Source organism: Elusimicrobiota bacterium, from assembly GCA_026388155.1.
Classification (GTDB): Bacteria; Elusimicrobiota; Elusimicrobia; order Elusimicrobiales; family UBA9959; genus UBA9634.
Genome location: JAPLKI010000021.1, coordinates 44,066 through 63,918, shown reverse-complemented (window position 1 = coordinate 63,918; position 19,853 = coordinate 44,066). Strand labels below are relative to the sequence as shown.

The 19,853-nt window shown below is 54.4% G+C and carries 16 protein-coding genes; 8 read left to right on the top strand and 8 right to left on the bottom strand.

Annotation, left to right across the window (positions count from 1 at the left end; all coding sequences use genetic code 11):
- Window positions 1-3: 3 nt before the first annotated feature.
- From NTX59_09880 to NTX59_09855, 6 genes are all read right to left on the bottom strand, one after another.
- Window positions 4-405: a hypothetical protein gene (locus tag NTX59_09880; GenBank protein MCX5785985.1), complete on the bottom strand. Its 402-nt coding sequence runs from the start codon at window positions 403-405 to the stop codon at window positions 4-6.
- 132 nt (window positions 406-537) lie between these two features.
- The gene (locus NTX59_09875; protein MCX5785984.1) at window positions 538-2,487 is read right to left on the bottom strand and encodes an ABC transporter permease; all 1,950 of its coding nucleotides are present in this window, start codon (window positions 2,485-2,487) and stop codon (window positions 538-540) included.
- Between the two features lie 44 nt (window positions 2,488-2,531).
- Complete coding sequence (locus NTX59_09870; protein ID MCX5785983.1) at window positions 2,532-3,509, bottom strand: efflux RND transporter periplasmic adaptor subunit; 978 nt, start codon at window positions 3,507-3,509, stop codon at window positions 2,532-2,534.
- 68 nt (window positions 3,510-3,577) lie between these two features.
- Complete coding sequence (locus NTX59_09865; protein ID MCX5785982.1) at window positions 3,578-4,852, bottom strand: TolC family protein; 1,275 nt, start codon at window positions 4,850-4,852, stop codon at window positions 3,578-3,580.
- A gap of 111 nt (window positions 4,853-4,963) precedes the next feature.
- Window positions 4,964-6,121 (bottom strand): FAD-binding oxidoreductase, encoded by a 1,158-nt coding sequence (locus NTX59_09860; GenBank protein MCX5785981.1) that lies wholly within the window; start codon window positions 6,119-6,121, stop codon window positions 4,964-4,966.
- 102 nt (window positions 6,122-6,223) lie between these two features.
- Window positions 6,224-8,320 carry an FAD-dependent oxidoreductase gene (locus NTX59_09855; GenBank protein MCX5785980.1) on the bottom strand — a complete coding sequence of 699 codons (2,097 nt, stop codon included), beginning with the start codon at window positions 8,318-8,320 and terminating at the stop codon, window positions 6,224-6,226.
- Between the two features lie 128 nt (window positions 8,321-8,448).
- Between NTX59_09855 and NTX59_09850 the strand changes: the two genes are divergently transcribed.
- From NTX59_09850 to tsaA, 8 genes are all read left to right on the top strand, one after another.
- Window positions 8,449-11,184 (top strand): hypothetical protein, encoded by a 2,736-nt coding sequence (locus tag NTX59_09850; GenBank protein MCX5785979.1) that lies wholly within the window; start codon window positions 8,449-8,451, stop codon window positions 11,182-11,184.
- 202 nt (window positions 11,185-11,386) lie between these two features.
- Window positions 11,387-11,929, top strand: a complete 543-nt coding sequence (locus NTX59_09845; GenBank protein MCX5785978.1) for a hypothetical protein — start codon at window positions 11,387-11,389, stop codon at window positions 11,927-11,929.
- Between the two features lie 104 nt (window positions 11,930-12,033).
- Complete coding sequence (locus NTX59_09840) at window positions 12,034-12,906, top strand: bifunctional 5,10-methylenetetrahydrofolate dehydrogenase/5,10-methenyltetrahydrofolate cyclohydrolase (protein MCX5785977.1); 873 nt, start codon at window positions 12,034-12,036, stop codon at window positions 12,904-12,906.
- Window positions 12,907-12,928: 22 nt separating this feature from the next.
- A complete protein-coding gene (locus NTX59_09835; protein MCX5785976.1) occupies window positions 12,929-13,414 on the top strand; it encodes a hypothetical protein in 486 nt (161 codons plus the stop codon).
- Window positions 13,414-13,887 (top strand): GNAT family N-acetyltransferase, encoded by a 474-nt coding sequence (locus NTX59_09830; GenBank protein MCX5785975.1) that lies wholly within the window; start codon window positions 13,414-13,416, stop codon window positions 13,885-13,887. The genes NTX59_09835 and NTX59_09830 overlap by 1 nt, the downstream gene beginning before the upstream one ends.
- A 15-nt stretch (window positions 13,888-13,902) precedes the next feature.
- Window positions 13,903-14,661, top strand: coding sequence for a class I SAM-dependent methyltransferase (locus tag NTX59_09825; GenBank protein ID MCX5785974.1), 759 nt, complete (start codon window positions 13,903-13,905; stop codon window positions 14,659-14,661).
- Window positions 14,662-14,724: 63 nt separating this feature from the next.
- Complete coding sequence (locus NTX59_09820) at window positions 14,725-16,851, top strand: DUF5916 domain-containing protein (GenBank protein ID MCX5785973.1); 2,127 nt, start codon at window positions 14,725-14,727, stop codon at window positions 16,849-16,851.
- Between the two features lie 47 nt (window positions 16,852-16,898).
- Window positions 16,899-17,672 carry a tRNA (N6-threonylcarbamoyladenosine(37)-N6)-methyltransferase TrmO gene (tsaA, locus tag NTX59_09815; GenBank protein ID MCX5785972.1) on the top strand — a complete coding sequence of 258 codons (774 nt, stop codon included), beginning with the start codon at window positions 16,899-16,901 and terminating at the stop codon, window positions 17,670-17,672.
- Between the two features lie 42 nt (window positions 17,673-17,714).
- Here the strand turns inward: tsaA and NTX59_09810 are convergent, their stop codons facing one another.
- Both NTX59_09810 and rlmN read right to left on the bottom strand, forming a co-directional pair.
- Window positions 17,715-18,737 (bottom strand): class A beta-lactamase-related serine hydrolase, encoded by a 1,023-nt coding sequence (locus tag NTX59_09810; protein ID MCX5785971.1) that lies wholly within the window; start codon window positions 18,735-18,737, stop codon window positions 17,715-17,717.
- Between the two features lie 87 nt (window positions 18,738-18,824).
- A complete protein-coding gene (gene rlmN / locus NTX59_09805) occupies window positions 18,825-19,850 on the bottom strand; it encodes a 23S rRNA (adenine(2503)-C(2))-methyltransferase RlmN (GenBank protein ID MCX5785970.1) in 1,026 nt (341 codons plus the stop codon).
- Window positions 19,851-19,853 lie beyond the last annotated feature (3 nt).

Genomic DNA, 19,853 nt, shown 5'->3' with positions numbered 1-19,853 from the left:
AACTTATTTCATCGCTTTCAGATAAGACTTATAGAAAGCCTGCAATTCGTTATCCGGGTTCTGGAATTCAAGAAGGTGTTTTTTACAGCCGCGTTTTGAACAAAACTGCACCTGGCCGCCTTCTTTAAGGTTAAAAGCCACCATCTGCGCACCGCAGGCCTCGCATTTCCTGAGTATTTTCAGGTCCGCCTTGCAGTGGGGGCAGCGGAAACCGGCTACTTTTCCGAGCGGCACATTAAGCTCGGTCTCAACCATGTAGCTGCCGTAGAGCGAACTGAGATACAGGGGGGCGTGTTTACCCGCATAGGTCAGGTTCACCTCAAGGGCCGGAACTTTGTCCAGTTTCTTGGTGGCGCTCACCAATGTTTTGCCGCAACGCGGACATTTAACGGAAATGCTTATCATTCTAGCCTCCAAAAACAATGCTTCAGGCCGGTGCGGGTATGCTTTAAGCCTGCTAACCTGCCAGTGCCTGAGTTCTACATAATATCAAATTATTCTGCCACCCGCTCAGCCCAAGGCGGACAAGTGGGGGGATTATTCGTAGCGGAGCGCGTCTATGGGCGAAAGGAGCGAGGCCTTTTTGGCCGGCCAAAAGCCGAAAACGACACCCACGGTGGCGGAAAAGCCGAACGCCAGGGCCACGGATAAAGGAGAAATATATATCGCCCAGCCGGAAATTCTGGAAAGCAACAGGGAGGAACTCGCCCCGACCAATATGCCTAAAAGCCCGCCTATTACCGACAGGATGACAGCCTCTATCAGGAACTGGAGGAGGACCGCCCGGCGGGTGGCGCCGATAGCCTTCCGGAGGCCTATCTCTTTTGTACGCTCGCTGACGCTGACCAGCATTATATTCATGATGCCTATGCCGCCCACTATGAGCGAGATGCCGGCTATGATGCCTAAAAGCGTGCTGAAGGTCTTGATGGTGCTGGTCAGCATGGCCTGCATGTCAGCCATATTCATTATGGAGACCGGGTCGTCTTTGTAATCCGGCACGCCCTGTCGCTTTCGGATAAGCTGTATTATTCTGGCCTGCGCGTCCGGCATAAGGGTGTAATCCGCGACCTCCACCCAGATGTTGTCCACGAAGTCCTTCCCCAGCAGTATGCGCATCGCCGTGTTGAGCGGCACAATAACAGTGTCATCCTGGTCCCGCGGGCCGGCCGCCCCTTTCAAAGGGAGAACGCCGATAACCGTGAAATTTTTTCTGTTGATCTTGATGGTTTTCCCTACCGGGTCTTCTTTGCCAAAAAGCTGATCCACCACCGTCTGCCCGATCAGCGCGACTTTTTTAAGCTCCTTCTCCTCGCTTTCCGAGAAGAATCTTCCATAATAAGGAGCCGCGTTGTGCATAAGGGCGTAGCTCTGGGTCGCCCCTGTCACAGAAGTCCTGTAATTTTTCGCGGCATAGACCACCTGAACATTGCCCTGGACATTACAGTCCACCCTTGTTATGTTGGGCACATAGCGTTTTATCGCCTCGGCATCATCCTTTGTAAGACGGCTTACCGCGCCCCTGCCGAGCGACATCCCGCCCTGGGACCGGTTGCCTGGCATCACGGCCAGGAGGTTAGTGCCAAGCGAGGACATCTGTTTTTGTATGGCCCTCTGCGCTCCGGTGCCCACTGCCAGCATGGCTATAAGCGCTCCCACGCCTATAATGATACCCAGCATGGTCAGAAGCGAGCGGGTCTTGTTCCCGACTATCGAATTTATGGACGAAGCCATGTTTTCCACGACTTCGCGCCAGCTGAGGAAAAAGGATTTCGGGATCTTCAGATGTGCCGCTTCACGGCTTGTCGCGCCCGGTTCCGGCTTGGCTGAATCTTCGACGATGTGCCCGTCCCTGAGTTTGATGACGCGCTTCGCCCAGGCGGCGATATCGGGCTCGTGCGTGACGATAACCACCGTTATGCCCTGATCGTTCAGTTTTTTGAAAATGCCCATTATCTCGTTGGACTGGTCGGAGGCGAGGTTGCCGGTGGGCTCGTCGGCGAAAATTATCTTCGGATTATTGACCAGCGAACGGGCTATGGCCACGCGCTGCTGCTGGCCGCCGGAGAGCTGGTTCGGTTTGTGGCCGGACCTGTCGGCGAGGCCCACCTGGCTGAGAAATTTTCCGGCGGCGGCAGGGCGGGCCTTTTCACCGAGGTATATCTGCGGCAGGGCCACGTTGTCGGCCGCCGTTATCCTGGGTAGCAGATTGAACTGCTGGAAAACGAACCCCAGTATGCGGGCTCTTAAATACGACAGCTCCAGGTCGTCCAGTGCCGATATCTCACGGCCGAAAAGCTTGTAAGAGCCCTTGCTCGGTCTGTCAAGGAGACCCAGGATATGCATCAGTGTGGATTTGCCGGAGCCGGAAGGGCCCATGATGGCCACGAACTCGCCTTCTTTCACGGAGAGGTCCACGCCCTTGAGAACCTCAAGGTCTTCTCCGCCCATCTGGTATACTTTTCTTATTCCTTTGAGTTCGATCATAAAATCAAATCCATTGCGATTCGACTGAGCCTCACAGCGCAGGTCTAGCGCATCGCCCGGGCGGCGCCCCTTGGCATGTTCGGCCGTTTGGGCATCAGCGGGTTGCTCCCGCTGTCTGCGGCCTGCTGCGGCCTGTAATTTTTGCCCGCGAACATCACGGTGTCGCCTTCTTCGAGGCCTTTGGTCACTTCCACCATATCACCCTGGTCCAGGCCGGTCTCTATTTTCGTATATATCGGTTTTTTATCCGTTACTTCCGTTATCACCGCGGTGCTGCCTGAGGGATCCACGGTAATCGCCGCCGAAGGGATAAGCAGGGCGTTCCTCTTTTTAGCCACCTCTATCTTTATATTGGCGGTCATCTGCGATTTAAAGAAAGGGGGTACCTGGCCGGGGCGTATCTTGACCTTGTAGGTGATGACATTGCTCTGGTTTTTGCCTTCGTCCAGTATCTGGAACACTTTGCCGTTGACCGGATTGTTCGGGTAGGCGTCCAGAACTATCGAGGCGGACTGGCCTTCGCGCACTTTTCCTATATCCGCTTCGTCCACATTGGCGTTCAGTATCAGGTTGTCCGAGATGGCGAAAAGTACGGTGGACTGGCCGACGGTCTGACCTTCAACCACGTCTTTCAATATTATCGTGCCGTCCAGCGGGGAAATTATCTTTATCGGCTTATAGGACTCTTTCCAGTTTTTGAACTGATCGTCACCCATGGCCCGGGCCGCGTCCAGTATCGCCACGCGGTCGGTGGAACTCATCAGGGCCATTACTTCCCCGGCCTTTATTTTGTCGCCTTCATCCACCACTATCTGTTCTATCCTGCCGCTAGAGGGGGGCTGTACCTCCACGCGGTTCATCGGGATCACTTCGCCCGTGGTCTCCACAAATTCCGAGATGTCTTTTAAGAAAGCTTCGGCTTTCGCATATTTTATTTCGCCGGTCTTTTTCCCGTTCTTGAAGTAATACCAGCCTCCGCCGGCAAGGGCGAGCACCGCCGCTATTATCAAAATTTTCTTCATATTTTTCTCCGTTTAGTTAACTCCATTGCCCCGGGCTCATGGCGGAACTGCGCAGCGTGGCGCAGTTCTTAGTCTTCCAGTCCTACGCCCAGAAGATTTTCCAGGGCGGATTTCCTGGCGTTGGCGTTCCTCAGATACTGCAGCTGGTTTTGCTGCGCGTCCACCATGCTCTGCTCTACATTTTCCAGGTCTAAAAAACTTATCTGGCCGGCCATGTATTTTATCTGGGACTCCTTATACCGCTCCTCGTTCGCCGCAAGCACGTTCACATTTGAGACCGCGGTGTCGCGGGTGTTAAGGAAATCATCGTAGCCGCTTATTATATCGCTCTCAAGGGAGATTTTAAGGTCTTTCAGCGACTCCTCCGCGCTTTGCAGGGCCAGCCTGGCCGCTTTGGTGCTGTTGGGATAATAGGTAATGCCGCTTGAAAACAGCGGAAGGTTAAGGTTCAGCCCCAGGGACCAGCTGCGTTTCCCGGGGAATTCGCTGGGACCCGACCAGCTTACGGACTGGCTGGCATTTAAGGTGGGGAACAGGCTGTACTGGGCGGAAAGGAGCCTTTCCTTATATCCCTCGATGCTTTTTTCCTGCGATATCACCTGTGGAATCTTTTCCATGGCCGCTTTGACATTTTCAACCTTTAAATCATATTCGGGCACCTTCAATTCGCCTTTGGCGGTTACCGGGCGGTCGGCGGAAACGCCCATATCCTTTACCAGCTCGCGGCGGGAAATGTTGAGGGCGCGCTCCGACTTTTGCGCGTTAGCTTTGGAAAGCTCGTAGAGCGCGGCGGCGTACATCGTGTTCCCGCGCGACTCCATGCCGCTCTCATACTTCAGCTGAATAAGCTTTGCGTTCTGCTCGCGTATGCCGAGGATCTTTTTGTCCACGCTTATCTGCTCCTGCGCGACCAGAAGGTTCATGAAAGCCGAATACAGGCTCTGCCGGAGCGAGGCCGACTCGCTGCGGTAGTCGGAAAGGGTCTTTTCATAGTTAATTTTAGAAGTCCTTATGGAAGACATCGCCGAGAGGTCAAAGAGGGGCTCCGAGGCAGAGGCGGACACCCCCCACCTGGTGGATGGGCTGGTATTGTCGCCCCCGCTGCGGCTCAACGAATGCGAGAGGCTGACCTTGGGCAGGTAGACATTATAGCCGGCAAGAAGAAGGTATTTATACTGGTCTATGATCAGTTGTTTGGCTTTAAGTCCAGGGTTATTGGCCAGCGCCTCCCGAACGCAGTCGTCCCACGAAAGTTCACGGGGAGTCTGCTGGGCGGCCGCGTAACCGGCCGCGGCCATCAGCAGCGCGAGCGTTAAAAAAAGGGGTCTTTTTTTTATGGTCATACTGGTATAACGCCTCCGGCCCGGATTTTATTGCATTTAATTTTACCTACCGGTAGATAATAAAATAGCAAATTACAAACCGCAAATTTTAACATCAAGCCTAATCTCCGTTTATTTTAGCTTTTCCTGGCCTGAGAAATTGCGCGCCAATCGGAAACCGGCCAGTATTTTCCTGTCGTCCGCGGACGGTTTTCCCGCAATGTGGGCGGCGATGGTTTCGCCGAGGCCCGGGCCCAGCATAAAACCCTGCCCGCACATGCCGACCGCCAGCACGTAGCCCTTAAGCGCCGCCGGAAAATCAACTACGGGAAACCCGTCCGGCGTCATGGGATACAGGCCGCGCCAGGTGCGCCGCACCTTGATGTTTGCCAGACTCGGCACAAGCGCTATCATGCGTTTTGAGACCTCAGGCAGAAATTCCGAGGTGGAACGGCGGTTTTTCCCGACAATGGGCGGCTGCGGGGTAAGGCAGAACACTATCTGCCCCTCGGAGTTCTGGTAAAAATAGTAATTCTGAGACTTATCGCCCGGCCTGATATCCACCACCATCGGCTCGAAAAATCTTTCAACCGGCTCGGTTATGCCGGCCTCGTGACAGTCGGGATTTACCGGAACTTTTACTCCGGCCATGCCGGACACTTCCGCGGCATCCGCGCCGGCGGCGTTTACCACCCACGGCGCGTGGTAGCGGCCCAAAGCGGTAATGACCCCTTTTACCGCGCCGTTTTCTGAAATTATCCCGGTCACCGGCTCCCTGAAGCGGAACTCGGACCCCAAAGCCAGCGCCCGCCTGTAAAAAGCGTTTATGGACAGCAGCGGGGAGGCCGAGCCGTCGTCGGGCGCGTAGGTGCCGCCGCGCAGATCCTTTCGGGCGATCCCGGGCAGCAGGGCGCGCATTTTATCCGCGCCCAGCCAATCGATATTCAGACCGAAACCGCGCTGCACCTTAAGCAGTTCCTTCAGCACGGCCTCATCGTCCTCCGTATAAGCCGGGAAGGCGTAGCCGCCTTTTATCCAGCCGATATCGTCGCCGTACTTTTCTTTCCAGGTGGAAAAAGTTTTAATGCTGCGCAGGCAGGCCTTTATCTTGGCGCCGTCGGAATGCGTGGCGCGCACGCCGCCTATGGCGCATTTGTTCTGGCCCTGCCCCACCGAAGGCATGGCGTCAAGAACCAGCGTTTTCAGTTTGCGCCCGGCCAAAGCCATGGCAAGCGGCACCCCCACGGAACCGGCGCCTATAACAATCACATCGTAATTTTTAGCTGACATATAATCTCCAGAAAGGATAGGGGCCAGGGGCGAGCGTATAGGGGTTCAGGGAAGGAGTTCCTTCCCCAATCCCTATACGCTATCCGCTTGCCCCTGCCGCTGTTAAAACCCGCTCCAGGAGGCCTTTTCCTCTTCTTCAGGACGGCACTTGATATTTGAAAAAGTCCCGAGCGGCACTTCCACAAAAAGCGGCCTCTGGCTTAATGCCGTAACTTCCTTCGGGTCCACGCCTTCGCTCTTATAAATACCGGCCATGAGCGAAGCGCAGGTTTTTGCTCCGCAGGCGCCCATGCCGGCGCGCGTGACGGCTTTGAGCTGGTTTAAATCCCTTATGCCGGAGCGGATAGCTTTTCGTATTTCGCCTAGCGTAACCCGCTCGCAGCGGCATATAATGACCGAGTCCGGCATTGCGGAAAAACCTCCGGCCGTTCTTTCCGGCTTCTGCTGCTTGTAAAGTTTCAGGCCGGCGGCCCTGTCGGCAATGGCGGCCGTTGTTTTCGCTATTATTATCATGGTGTTTTCGGCCTTAAAATCCTTCACATCCGCCACCTGCGCGTCCCCAAGCTCCGCGCCTTCGCAGTCGGTAAGCTTTATGGCGTCCCCTTTTTTTACGAGGCCGCGGCCGATTTCAAAAGGAAGCGCCACTGTGGGACTTTTCTGGTCTTTGCGCTTGTCGACCAGAGTAACGGCAAGCCCCGGACAGATGAGCAGGCATTTGTAGCAGCCTATGCAGTCACCTTCGAATTTCGGGATATCCATCATGCTATTTTTAGGTATTTTTATGGATTTTTTAGGGCAGACCGTGGCGCAAGGGTCGCAGGGGATCTCCTGGCGGCAGTGAAGCACGGGATAAACGGCTTTATCATGATCCCTTGCTGCGCTTTCATGTGTTTTGCCCGGGCGCGCCTTAAGGGTTTGCAGGCGCTCAAACCAGAACTGCGGCACGGGACCTGTCATCACGCCAAGGCTTTTAAGCACCTTGTGCGCGGTTATCCTGCCGCTGAACATAGCCGCCGACGCCTCGGCTATCTCTTCCGCGTCGCCGCATACGAAAGCGTTCATCCCGAAAGCCAGTGCCTGGGCATGGAATTCGTCAACGGGGTTTAACCCCACCGCCACCAGCAGCGTGTCGGCCGCGAAGGTTTTTTCCGTGCCTTTAAGCGGCTTGAAATTTTCGTCCACTTGCGCCACCGTGACAGACTCCACCTCGGTTTTCCCGTTGGCGCTGACCACTGTGTGGCGGGTGTAAACCGGAACTCCCAGACGCTTTATTTTATCCAGATGCACCTTATAGCCGCCGCAGCGGTCCGCGGCCTCTATAAGACCGGCCACTTTTATGCCGGCCTGCAGGGCGTGATACGCGGCGATAAGCCCCACATTGCCCCCGCCGACTATGAACAGATTTTTTGACGGCCGCACCAGATCGCGGTTCACTAAAGTCTGGAAGGCCCCCGCGCCGTAAACGCCCGGCAGGGTATTTCCTTCAAAAGCCAGCGTTTTTTCCCTGGCGCCGGTGGCGCTTATAAAAGCTTTGGGCTTTATAAGGCAGTAGCCGCCGTCATAAACCACGCCGGCTCGCTTGTCTGAAAAAACGGCGACGCAGGAGGCGTTCACCCATACCTTCACGGAGGGGTACGCCTTAAGCTGGTCCTCCAGCTTATCGGCTATGTCTATGCCTCTGGTGCCGGCGAAACAGTCCTCCACCGACCCGAAAAATTTATGCGTCTGCAGCACAAGCTTGCCGCCAAGTTTGTGTTTATCATCTATTACAAGCGTGCTTATGTTAAGCTTTCCCAGCTCCGCCGCGGCGGCAAGTCCCGAGGGGCCGCCCCCCACAATAAGAGCGTCCACTTCAATTTCTTCAACACGCCCGAACTCCTGCACGCAGACGGTCCGCGGCATTTTCGGCAGGCCGCAGAGAGCGGCCACCTTCATGCCTTCTTTTACCTTCGTCACGCAGGCCTTTACCGGCAGGCCGTCGGCTATTACGGTGCATTGGGCGCATTGGCCGTTGGCGCAGAAAATGCCCTGCGGACTGCGGTCTTTTTTATGATAGCTGAAAATCTTAACTCCGGAAGCGAACAAAGCCGAGGAAATAACCTCGTCCTCAAGCGCCTCCAATTCCCGCCCCTCAAAGGTAAAATGGAGTTTCTTTTTTTCTTCAATTTCAAGCACGGGGTGTTCGATTATTCGTTCCATAAGTCGCCTTTGCCAGGCCGTCTCGGGAAAGTGAGGGTGCCGCGGTGTGATTTTTACCGCCGAGAACCAGGTCCGCGGCTGCGCCCGGATTCCGCCCGGTAACAATATAGTACAATAAAAAACCTGATATGGTGAACAACAAGCTGCGGGCGGCGCTTGAACATTTTTTTGAAAGCCGTATATTTATCTTTTGCGCGGCCGCGGCCGTGTTTTTCATGGCGCTTTGGCAATTGACCCGCCAGACGCTTTGCTCCATTCAAAGCCTTTACGCTTACGCGGATCGCGGCGAACTTATACTGCACGGCCTGAGTGACAAGGCTTTAAGCTACAGTATGCCTTTTTTCAGCCTGCTGAACGCTTTGGCCCTTTATGACTGGCCCGGGACAATAAAACCATTTATCCTTCTGGCTGGCTTTTTGGTTTATCTGCTTTGTTATTCCATCGGCGCGGCAGGCGGCGGGCCCCTGCGCGGTTTAATTTTCGCTTTTTCAGCCGTATTGCTGGGTTTTACCATTAAGATCACAGAAGGTGAACAGCTTGTTTACACGCTGGCCCTGCTTTTATATGCCCACGCCGCCACCCTTAAGCTAAAAAAAGACACGGCCCTGGCCGCGACAACAGCCGGGTTGGCCCTTGGCGTATCTCTGCTCATCCGCTCGCCGATGTTCCTTTTCCCTCTGCCGGTTATTTTATGGGAGCGCTTTCGGGGGGAGCATATGTCCTTACGGCGCTACGCCGTTAACTCGTCGCTTTTTTTAATCTGCGCCTACATCCTGCTGATGCCCTGGGCGCGTGTCAATTACTCCCTTTTCGGCCGGTTAATTCCCTTTGAGGAGGCTCGTGGCGCCTGTAACCTGATAACAGGGGCCAAGGGGACCGTGTTTACCATGGAAGGGGACTGCAGGGCCTTCGGCGGCCTTTCCAGAACGGAATCTGTTTACTCCTGGGCCCTTAAAACCGTGGCGGCTTCGCCTTTTAACTACGCTGAAGCCGTAGTTAAAAGGCTTTGGCAGGCAGCCCTGATGTTCCCCCTGCTGCTGGCGGCCGCTATTGCCGCGCTTTTTTTCTCGCGCCGGAGAGAGACGCGTTTTCTCGCTTTGCTGGCCGGCTATTTTATAGTCATCCATTGTCTGTTGTCCATTGAAGAGAGATATTTTTATCCTCTGCGCTACCTTTTAACGCTTATTATTGCGGCCGGGATATTTGACTTTCTGAAAGCTTTCTGGCCGGGCGCGGAAAGAAAAGACGGAGGAGTATTTATCTTCAGCGGCGTTTTCGCCGTTCTGATCGCTTTTTCGTTCTGGGTCGTCTATGAAACTGTTTTATGGCCGGGCCGGGCCTCAGAGCCGGTCATTGCGGTCACGCGCGGGCTTACGATTAAACCTTCCGACGCCTGGCTGTTCAAGAAGAAAGGGGAAATTTTACTGTCTTTCAACAGCACTGAAAACGGCATTGCCGCCCTTACGCGCTACGCTGAACTTTCCAAAAACCCCTCCCCGGAAATAATTTACATACTTGATACCCTGGCCTCAAAAAAACCGCTGCCCCCCGACGGGCTGGAGAACGGCTACGATCCCGCCCTGGTAAAAACGCTGCGCGAACTGGAATTGAACGACATGAGATCCGCCGCGGTCTCTTTTACGCTCGCGCAGGGGATGTGGGAAAGAGAAAAGAACTCCCTTAAGGGGCTGCCCTATGAGAAAGACAAACGGCTGGCCGCCGGCATACGCCCCTCAAATAATAGTTTTTGGGAGCAGGACATTTATTCGACCCTTTATTATTTTCCGCTGAAGCGGCGCGAGGCGATATTGAACCGGCTGGCCTCCCTTACGGCCCTTACGCCGAAACTTGAGTATCTGAAATTACAATCCGCCCTGGAAAACGGAAAAAAGACCCGCGCAGCGCTCGACCGGCTTTCACTGGAACTGGAAAAAAGCCTGCCTTCCTCGGAATTTAATTATAACCGGCAGGCCGGCGCTCTGCTTGAGGCCCTGCTTAAGCCGGCGTCCGGCTGCGAAACAAAAAACATACCCGCACTTTCCGCCGCCGCTGTACGCGCCGTTGAAATATCACTTTCGAAAAACGGGATTCAAAATACAATAAACCATTTTAGCCCGGAGCCCGGAAAAACCGGCTGGCGGGAAATTTCACTTTTATACTCCGCCTATGAAGCGGAAATCGCGGGTCAAAGCCCCCGCGCGCAGGCAAAAACCCTCGCAGCCTCAAACCCCGACAACCTCATTTTCTTTTATTTAGCCGCCTGCGGCGGCAAAGAACCCCGGGGCGCGCAGGCCCCGCCCTTTTGGCCCGGAAAACTCGGTTTAACTCCCTCGCCCATATCTCCCGCGCCAGCGGACTACTCCAAAAGAGCGGGACAGGCCCCGCCGGCGTTTGGCAAAAGCATTTATCCGTTGACGGCAGCCGCCTCGGTTTTTCTTGAAGACGGCCAAAAAGACACGGCGCTTTGGCTTCTGCAAACGGCGAATAAAGCCGTTGTTTTTGACGCCGGAGGAGCGGAATCAGCGGCCATAACAGCGCAAGCGGCCGGAGACTATAGGCTCGCTCTTAAGCTGGTAAAGAAGGGACTGGCCGCGTATCCGGGTTCCCCGCCGCTGTATAATGCCCGCGGCGTGCTCTCACGCCTCAGCGGAAAAGACCCGGAAGCCATGGCTGATTTCAAAAAAGCCATGACGCTTGACGCACACTACTTTCCGGCCGCGCTAAACCTGGCTTCAAGCCTTGAGCTTACGGGCGATAAACCGGCCGCGCTTAAACTTTATCTTGAGCAGCTGGCAGGCGCCTCGCTTACGCAAGAGGCAAGGCACAACGCAACACAGGCCGTTTTGCGCCTTGAAACACGCTAACCCGGAAATTGCGATTGAAGTCGTTTTTCATTGAAAGACACTGCGAACAAAAATATCCATGGCAATTTTCGGGTAGGCAACAGGCTACAGGGGAAAAATGCAACCTGACACCTGATACCTGTAACCTCCCGAATTCCAACTGGGGAATTCGGGCTGGTTGTGATATAATATTCAAGGAACACTCAATAAAAAGGGGATGAAAATGAAAAAAACGCTTTTAACCTCGGCTGTAACGCTTATCTCGTGCGGCTTCCTTGCCGCCGAAACTGTTAATTTCAACGACGCGGATTTCGCCAAAAACCTTAATGCTGTAGCCGTTACGGCCGCGCAAAATGTTAAAAGCGATACGGCCCCGGCGATAAAACCGGCTAAATCCAGAACCGGCCAGTATTTCCAGGTTTCCGGGTACGTTAACCTCAACGGGAACGGCTGGATGCCGCAGGGCGGCGGGTTTACCAGCGTCAGCCTCTCCGGCTGGGCCTCCTTCCAGGATTCCACAGGCAAGGTTACGTCTAACCAGACCTATATAACCACGCAGGCCTCCATGTGGATATACCCCAACCAGTATGTCTTCCAGACGGTGTGGCCCAATGTCTATGTTCAGTTTTACAAGGACGGCAAACCCGTGGGCTCCGCCAACATGAGCGGCAGCATCAGCGTGAGCGGCTGGCCGAGCAGCAACTTCGTCTCGCTTAGCGGCTCGGGCTACCTGAACGGCTCCATTTATGTGGAGGACGCGCAATAGCTTTTCGCAACGACGAAAATCGGTTTCAAGTCATAAGTGAAAAAGGCGGCCTTTAACTTAAAGCCGCCTTTTTTATTGAGCGCGCGATTTTATAAGATATAGCCATGCTTTTACTTGAAGGAAAAACCCTTTCGGCTGAAATACTGGGCCCGCTTACTCCGCGCGTGGAAGCGGTGAAGGCCCGGCTGGGCCGTCCTCCGTCGCTTGCCATAATAAACTACTTTCCGGATTCCCCCTCCGCCGTTTATGTAAAGCGCAAGGCGGCCGCCTGCGAAAAGATCGGGATAGCGGTAAAACTTTTCAGGCCCGCGGACGCCGACGGCTACGCTTCCCTTAAAACCCTGCTGGCCCGCCTGGGCGCGGACGCCGCCTGCGACGCTATCATGCTTGAACGCCCGCTGCCGGACGGCTTTGAGACCCTTGAAACCTGGGACGCTCTGCCCGCCGCCAAGGACGTGGACGGCCTGTCCTCCCTCAATATGGGCCGGCTCGCGATCGCCAGGAAATTTTCAGAAATAGAAACCGGCGGCTTTTTCACGCCTTGCACGGCGCTGGCGGTAATACGCCTGATGAGGTTTTACGGCATAGATCCCGCCGGGAAAGTCATAGCCGTGGCCGGCCGCTCGGCGATAGTCGGAAAGCCGCTCGCGCAGATGCTGACAATGCTTGACGCCACCGTTACGCTTTGCCACACCAAAACGCCGGACCTGCCCGGGATCTTTAAACGAAGCGATATCGTGATAAGCGCGGCGGGCAGGCCCCGCTGGATCAAAAAGGAACTGCTTTCAAAAGACGCCGTTGTGATAGACGTGGGCACTAATTTTGACGAGAACGGGAAAATGTGCGGAGACGCGGATTTTGAGAACATAAAAGACAGCGTCAAAGCCGCCACGCCCGTTCCGGGCGGCGTGGGCCCCGTGACTCTGGCCTGCCTGCTTGAAGCCGCGGTTGCGGCCGCTGAGAAAACCCGAAAATAGAGAAGGAAGGAATAATGCTGATATGAAAAAAACAACCTCCATACTATCCGCGCTTTTTATCACGGGCGCCCTGCTTTTGCCCGCCCTCGCCCAGGACGAAACACCCGCCGCGCCGCCGGACGGCGCGGCGCAGGCCGATACCGCGAAAAAACCGGCCGCGACTCCGAAGAAAGCCGCGGCAAAAAAGAAGCCCGTAAAAAAGACCGCGGCAAAAAAGAAAAAAACAAAAAAAGCGGCGGCTCCCGCGCCGGTATCCGAATATAAATTTAAAGCCGTGGACGCGCCGCCGACATATAAGTTCGATAAACGATCCGACCCCATAATAAAAGCCAAGCCCAAGGCAAAAACGCCCGCAAAAAAAGACAAAAAAGGAAAAAAAGACAAAAAAGGAAAAAAGTCCGCCGCCAAGGACGCAAAAAAACCCGCCGAAGAGGCCGCCCCAAAACTAAAAGAAGCCCCCGGCCTCGGGGATGAGCCGCCGTCAAACAATCCAGAGGGAAGCCAGTAATGGCGGACCTGCTGGTAAAACTCTACTCCCTGCCGGAAAGCGGCGGGGTTTATTCCGCGCTTAAAGAAAAAGGCATTGAACTAAAGCGGGCCATCGGCCCGGAAAAAACAGCGGTGGTCGGGTGGGTGCTGGCCAATTTTTCAAAAGCCTGGGCAAGCGAGGCGGATGTGGCATTTTCGCAAAATCCGCCCGGCATTTTTATCGCCCTTAAAGACAGCGGCATAATCGGCTTTGCCTGTTATGACACCACCGCCAAGGGCTTTTTCGGGCCTATCGGCGTTGCGGAGAAGGCGCGGACAGGGGGACTCGGCAAGGGCCTGCTCTTGAGGACACTGGAAGCCATGCGTGAAGCCGGCTACGGTTATGCCATAGTGGGCTGGGCCGGGCCTGTGGATTTCTTCAAAAAGACGGTGGGCGCGGTGGTTATTGAGGGTTCCGAGCCGGGAGTATACAAGAATCTCGTAAAAGGGTGATTAAGTATCCGGCCAATGAAACTTAAGAACGACTGGCACAAGGATTTTTTCAACAATTCCTTTTACAACCCGGCTTCGCCGGCGGCAGTGGAAAAAGCGCCATCCGAGGCGCTTTTTGTTTTAAGGCAGTTGAAACTTAAAAAGGGCGCGGCTCTGCTGGATCTTTGCTGCGGGCCTGGCAGGCACTCAGTGGAATTTGCCAAAAAAGGCATGGCAGTTACAGGCTATGATTTCTCAAAAGATTACCTGAAAGAAGCCGCAGCCCGCGCCAAAAAACGCAAAGTAAAACTCCGCCTTGTCCGCGGAGATATGCGGGAACTTAAACACAAAAACGAGTTTGACGCCGCGGTCAACCTTTTCACCAGCTTCGGTTATTTCCAGAAGTTCTCGGACGACCTGAAAGTTTTAAAGGGGCTCTCCCGCGCGCTGAAACCCGGCGGCAGGCTGATGATAGACGTTGTTCACGGAGATTTTGTGCGCGCGCACTTCCGCCCCCGCAACTGGACGGAACTGCCAGGCGGGGGCTTCCACCTTGAAAAAACCTTGTTTCAAAAAAGCCGGAAAGGTGTTTTTAACACCTGGACCATATTAATACCCGGCAAAAAACCGGCCAGCCGCAGTTTTTACACCCGCCTCTACGACAAAAAGTCGATGAGCGCGGCGCTCAAAACCGCGGGCTTGCGGCCCCTGAAATTCTGGGGAAGCTTCAAAGGCCGCCCGCTCACCCCAAAACGCAACCGCCTTATAGTATTGGCAATAAAAGCCGGCAAGTGAAACCTTTTTATTAGATTGTCCGCATGCTTCAATGCGCGATTAAGCGGAGCATCGAACAAGAACATGAATTACACATCCCGCACGAAAGTCGGTTTTCACAGACACACATTGCTGCGGCTGCTATTCCTGTTCAGCCTCTGCTTCCAGGCTCAAATTGCCGCATGCCAGCCGGTTTTGGAAGTCCCATATCTGGACACACCGCCTGTCATTGACGGAATAATTGACGAACCTGTATGGGAAAAAGCGAAAAAAACAACGGATTTCACACAGCTTCAGCCTAAAGAAGGCGCGCCCATGACGGAGGAAACGGTCGCCTATATAGGTTACGATTCTCGCAATCTTTATATCGCTTTCCACGCCAAAGACGCGGAGCCGCAAAGGATCCGCGCCAATATGACTCCCCGCGATCAGATATCAGGAGACGACTGGGTGGGGATCATTCTGGACACTTTCGGCGACCAGCGCCGGGCCTACGAGTTCTTCTCAAACCCGCTGGGAATTCAAATGGATATTTTCTCGCACGCGGGCAATGAAGACCTGGCGCCGGATTTTGTCTGGTACGCCGCGGGCAAAATCACCCCTGACGGTTATACGGCCGAGTTCAGGATCCCATTGAAAAGCCTGCGCTTTCCTGATATCGAAAAACAGCATTGGAGAATCTCTTTCGTAAGAAATATCGAACGAAAGAACGAGAAGGCCGTTTGGCCGCTTTTCCACAATGATTCCGGAAGCCTGTTTTCCCAGATGGCGAACCTGACGGGTATTCATGGCATCGCCCCCGGAGGGCGGCTGGAACTGATCCCTGAATTTACGGCTTCCAGGACTATTCCTGTTGAATCCGAGAATAATGCTTTCCACCTGGATTCCTGGAATATGCGCGCGGGCTTAAACGCCCGCTACGGAATCAATCCCAATTGGGCCATGGACGCCGCCTACAATCCGGATTTCAGCCAGGTTGAGGCGGACCAGCCGCAGGTTCAGGTAAACCAGAGATTTCCTTTGTTTTTTCCCGAAAAGAGGCCGTTTTTTATGGAAGGGGCGGATTTGTTCTCCACCCCGCTGCGCATTGTCAATACACGCACGATCGTCGATCCGCTATACGGGCTTAAACTCACGGGCAAACAGGACGCCTGGTCCGGCGGCGCCCTGCTGGCCGACGATCGCAGCCGTAACGGGTCCTCCTTCAATATCCTCCGGCTGAACCGCGACATAGGTTCGGAATCCACCATGGGCGCCGTTTACAGCGGCCGCGAGCTGGGCGGGGGGGAATATAACCGCGTCACCGGCATAGACGGGAAACTTCAGCTCAGCAAACTTTACACTATGCAATATCAGGGCGTGGGCAGCTTCACCAAAGAGGGAGGGGCAGTGCCTGTTGAGGGGACGGCTTATAATATCAGCCTGCAGAGAAACGCCAGGCACTTCGGTTTCTCCGCGTCATACGACGATTATCAGCCCGATTTCCAGGCGGACAGCGGTTTTTTCCAGAGAGTGGACATACGCACCGGCGGAGCCGATCTTTGGTATAACTTCTGGCCCTCCAGCGGCAGCCTGCTTTCCTGGGCACCCAAGGCCGGTTATTGGAGAACTTATGACCACCGGGGAACATTAACGGACGACAGTCCATATGCGGGGTTCAGTCTGAGCTTTCCGCTGCAGATATACTTCGGCTTAACTTATTGCCCGCACACCCTGGAGCGTTTCGGAGGAATAAACTTCCACAAGAAAACATGGAGCGTCAGTATCTCAGCCGAGCCGACAAGATATCTGTCAGGCTCGGTTTCCGGCAGCATAGGCGAACAGATAAATTATGACGCCGCGACCCCGTTTTTGGGAAATTCCGCGCAGGCAAGCCTGTCGTTGACGCTTAAGCCCACCGACCGCCTGTCGGTTCAGCAGCTTTACCTCAAAAGCCGGCTTGACACAAAAGCGGGAGACCGCATATTTGACGAAAACATCTGGCAGACCAACGCCCGCTTTCAGTGGAGCAAGGAAATTTCAAGCAGAGTTATCTATCAATACAGCACCCTCGAGCATTCCGGCTTCACCGATCTTCTTATAAGCTATCTGCTGGTACCGGGAACCTCATTCTACGCGGGGTACGACCTGGCTTTTGACGGAAGCGGCGGCACCCTCAGGAGAACCAGCGAATTGTTTTTCACGAAACTTTCTTACTCGTTTAGAATATGAGCGCGGCAATAACCGGGAACTGCCGGTCGTGAAAGAGGAAAACCATAATGCTTTCAAAACAAAAAGCGGCTTACCCTGAAATTACGGGGTTAAAAATAATCGGCGTGCTGGAATCCTGTTTTCAGGAAAAATTCGGGACTCCCCGCCAGCCGCAGCTGGCGCCCGGCGCCCGGGCCAAGCTGCGTATTTATCCGCAATACGCCCCGGAGCACTCCCTTATCGGATTATCGGGATTCAGCCATGTGTGGCTCCTGTCGTGGTTCCATTTAAACACAAATAAAACCTTCCACCCTAAAATTCATCCGCCGCGCCTCAAAGGCGGCAAGATAGGGGTTTTCGCCTCGCGTTCACCCCACCGCCCAAATCCCGTGGGCCTGTCGCTCGCGAAACTTGAGCGCGTGGAGAATGACACGCTTTATCTTTCGGGGCTGGACCTGGTAAACGGCACTCCGATTTTTGACGTCAAACCATACCTTCCCGCAAGCGACAGCGCGGACAGGGCGCACGCCGGCTGGACAGCGCGCAGCGCTTTCCCCGTGTTAAAAGTGGCGTTTTCTCCGCGGGCGCTTAAGGATATCCGCGTAATTGAAGCGGCGGGCAGGCAGAATTTCAGGGTATTGATAGCCGATACGCTCCGGCATGACCCGCGAAACGCCCGCGACCTGGCGCAGATGAAAGACGGCATGGACCTGGGATTTTTTCTGTGGAATCACGACGTGCATTTTGCAGTGACCGGAGATACGGCAACCGTTTTGCGCGTGGAAACCGGGACAAAATTCGAAAAAAAATTCCGCCGGGAAAAGCCAAAAAACACCGACTGAGGGGGGATGTTTGCCACAGATCCGGGGCGGGGTCCGGACGCGTTATTTCTTCCGCATGGAGGAATTGATGCTGCCGTAGACAAGGCTGGAAATGGCTTTAATATATTTTTCAAGATTGCTTAGCTTTCTGCCCTTAGCCATGACGCACAAAAGGTAGGGCCGCCCTGGGTAATATACTATCCCGCAATCCTCCAACTGGCGTTCCGCGCTCAAAGTTCCGCCTTCGCCGAATTTGTGGGCCGCCAGAACCCCGTCCGGAAGCCCGGCGACTAACGCGTTTTCATATTCGCTTTCGCTCAGAAAAAACAGGAGCTGCTCGGAATGCGCCCTGTCCAGATATGAAGCATTGAAAAGGATCCGGTAAAAGGTGGCGAAAGACTTTACGGATAACTCCCCGTCAAATTTTTCAATAACGTCATTTTCCACGCCGAGGGCTTTGTAGAGGTCGAACAAATAAGAGTCAGGGATACTTCCGTAAAGCAGAAAAAGAGCCTGGTTATCGGAATACCTGATCATAGCCTCAATAAGCTGTTCGACCGTATACTCCTTCCCCAGCTCAATTTTCCTTTTCGGAGTTATGGTTTGCACCCTGTCGGGAGGCATCGGGCGTTCCACCGTAAATCTTATCTGTTTTTTCAGGATCCCGGGGTTGTCTTCCGCGGCTTTATAAAACGACATCGCTATCGGGATTTTTAAAAGGCTGGCGGGCCGGAACTTATCCTGTTCCTTATACCCGTACCAGGGACCGCTATTCAGGTCCCTGAAATAAATAGAGGTATCTGATATGTCCCCTCTTTTGGAATGGAGCGCCACCAAAGCTAAAAGATCTTTCCTAAAAGAGCGTATCAACACGCTTATCCGTGCCGAGCTGTTCTCGCATTCCAGCAGCGGGTTGATAAACTTGTAACCTTCCTGGCGGACTTCCGTGCTCTCACTTAAGACGCTCCCGGCCCCCGGCCAGATGTCTTCCAGGAAATACCCCGCGCACATCCCGGCAATAAACACAGGGATGGCAAACCAATAACGCCGGCATGAATTGTTTTCTAAAGGCTTGTTTTGCGGCATGCCCGTGGCTCCCGTATTGCCCGCCTGCCCCCCGACTGTTCAGTATTTTACAAAAAGAATGACATGGTTGCTAAATCCAAAGCCGCTCTACAGCTCCCTGCCCGCGAGTTGACCGCAGGCCGCCATTATATCCGAACCTTTTTCAATGCGCAGATACGTCCGTATTCCGGCCGCGATCAACAGCCTCTGGAATTCTTTGGCCCGCACGGGGCGGCCCACGGCGCCGGGGCTTCCGCGCCACGGGTTATGCGGGATAAGGTTTACCCGGCAGTCAATGCCCCTGATCAGCTTAATGAATTTTTCCGCGGCCGAAGGGGAATCGTTTTCCCCGCTAAAAACAATGTATTCAAAAAACACCTGAGCGCCCCTGGCCAGGCAATACCGCCGCGCAGCCTCCACCACCTCCGCCAAAGGATATTTTGCGTCCATCGGCACAAGTCCCGCCCTTTGGCTTTCATCGGCGGTTATTATGGATATAGCCAGTTTTATCTTAAGGTCCGATTCCGCAAGTTCCCTTATCACCGGCACGATACCCACCGTTGACACCGTCATTTTTGTCTGCGGAAAGTTATAACCCTTATTATCGGAAAGGATAAGTATGCTTTTTTTAACGTTTTCCCAGTTTAAAAAAGGCTCGCCCATCCCCATAAACACCACGCTGTTCAGGACGCCGCCCGCTTCGCGTTGGCAGGAGACGAACTGGCCCAATATTTCGGAGGTGGAAAGGTCACGCTTAAACCCAAGCTTACCTGTGGCGCAAAAAGCGCAGCCGCAGGCGCAGCCGGCCTGTGAAGACAAACAGGCGGAAACCCTGTCTTTGCCTGGCACCACAACGCTTTCGACCGCCGCGCCGTCAGGAAACCTGAAAAGCAGTTTTGCCGTTCCGTCCGCCGAAACCTGTCTGTCCGTTGCCGAAACCCGTGCCAGGGAATATCCGGCCGCGAGTTTGCCTCTGACACTTTCAGAAATGCCGTCAATCGCCTCAAAGGTCCCGGCGTTTTTTCTGTACAGACAGTCAAACACCCGCGCCGCGCCGGATTTTTTCCCGCCAAGCGAAATCAGTATCTCCGCAAGCTCAGCGCGGATATAATTTCTAAGATCCGGCCCTGTCATTTA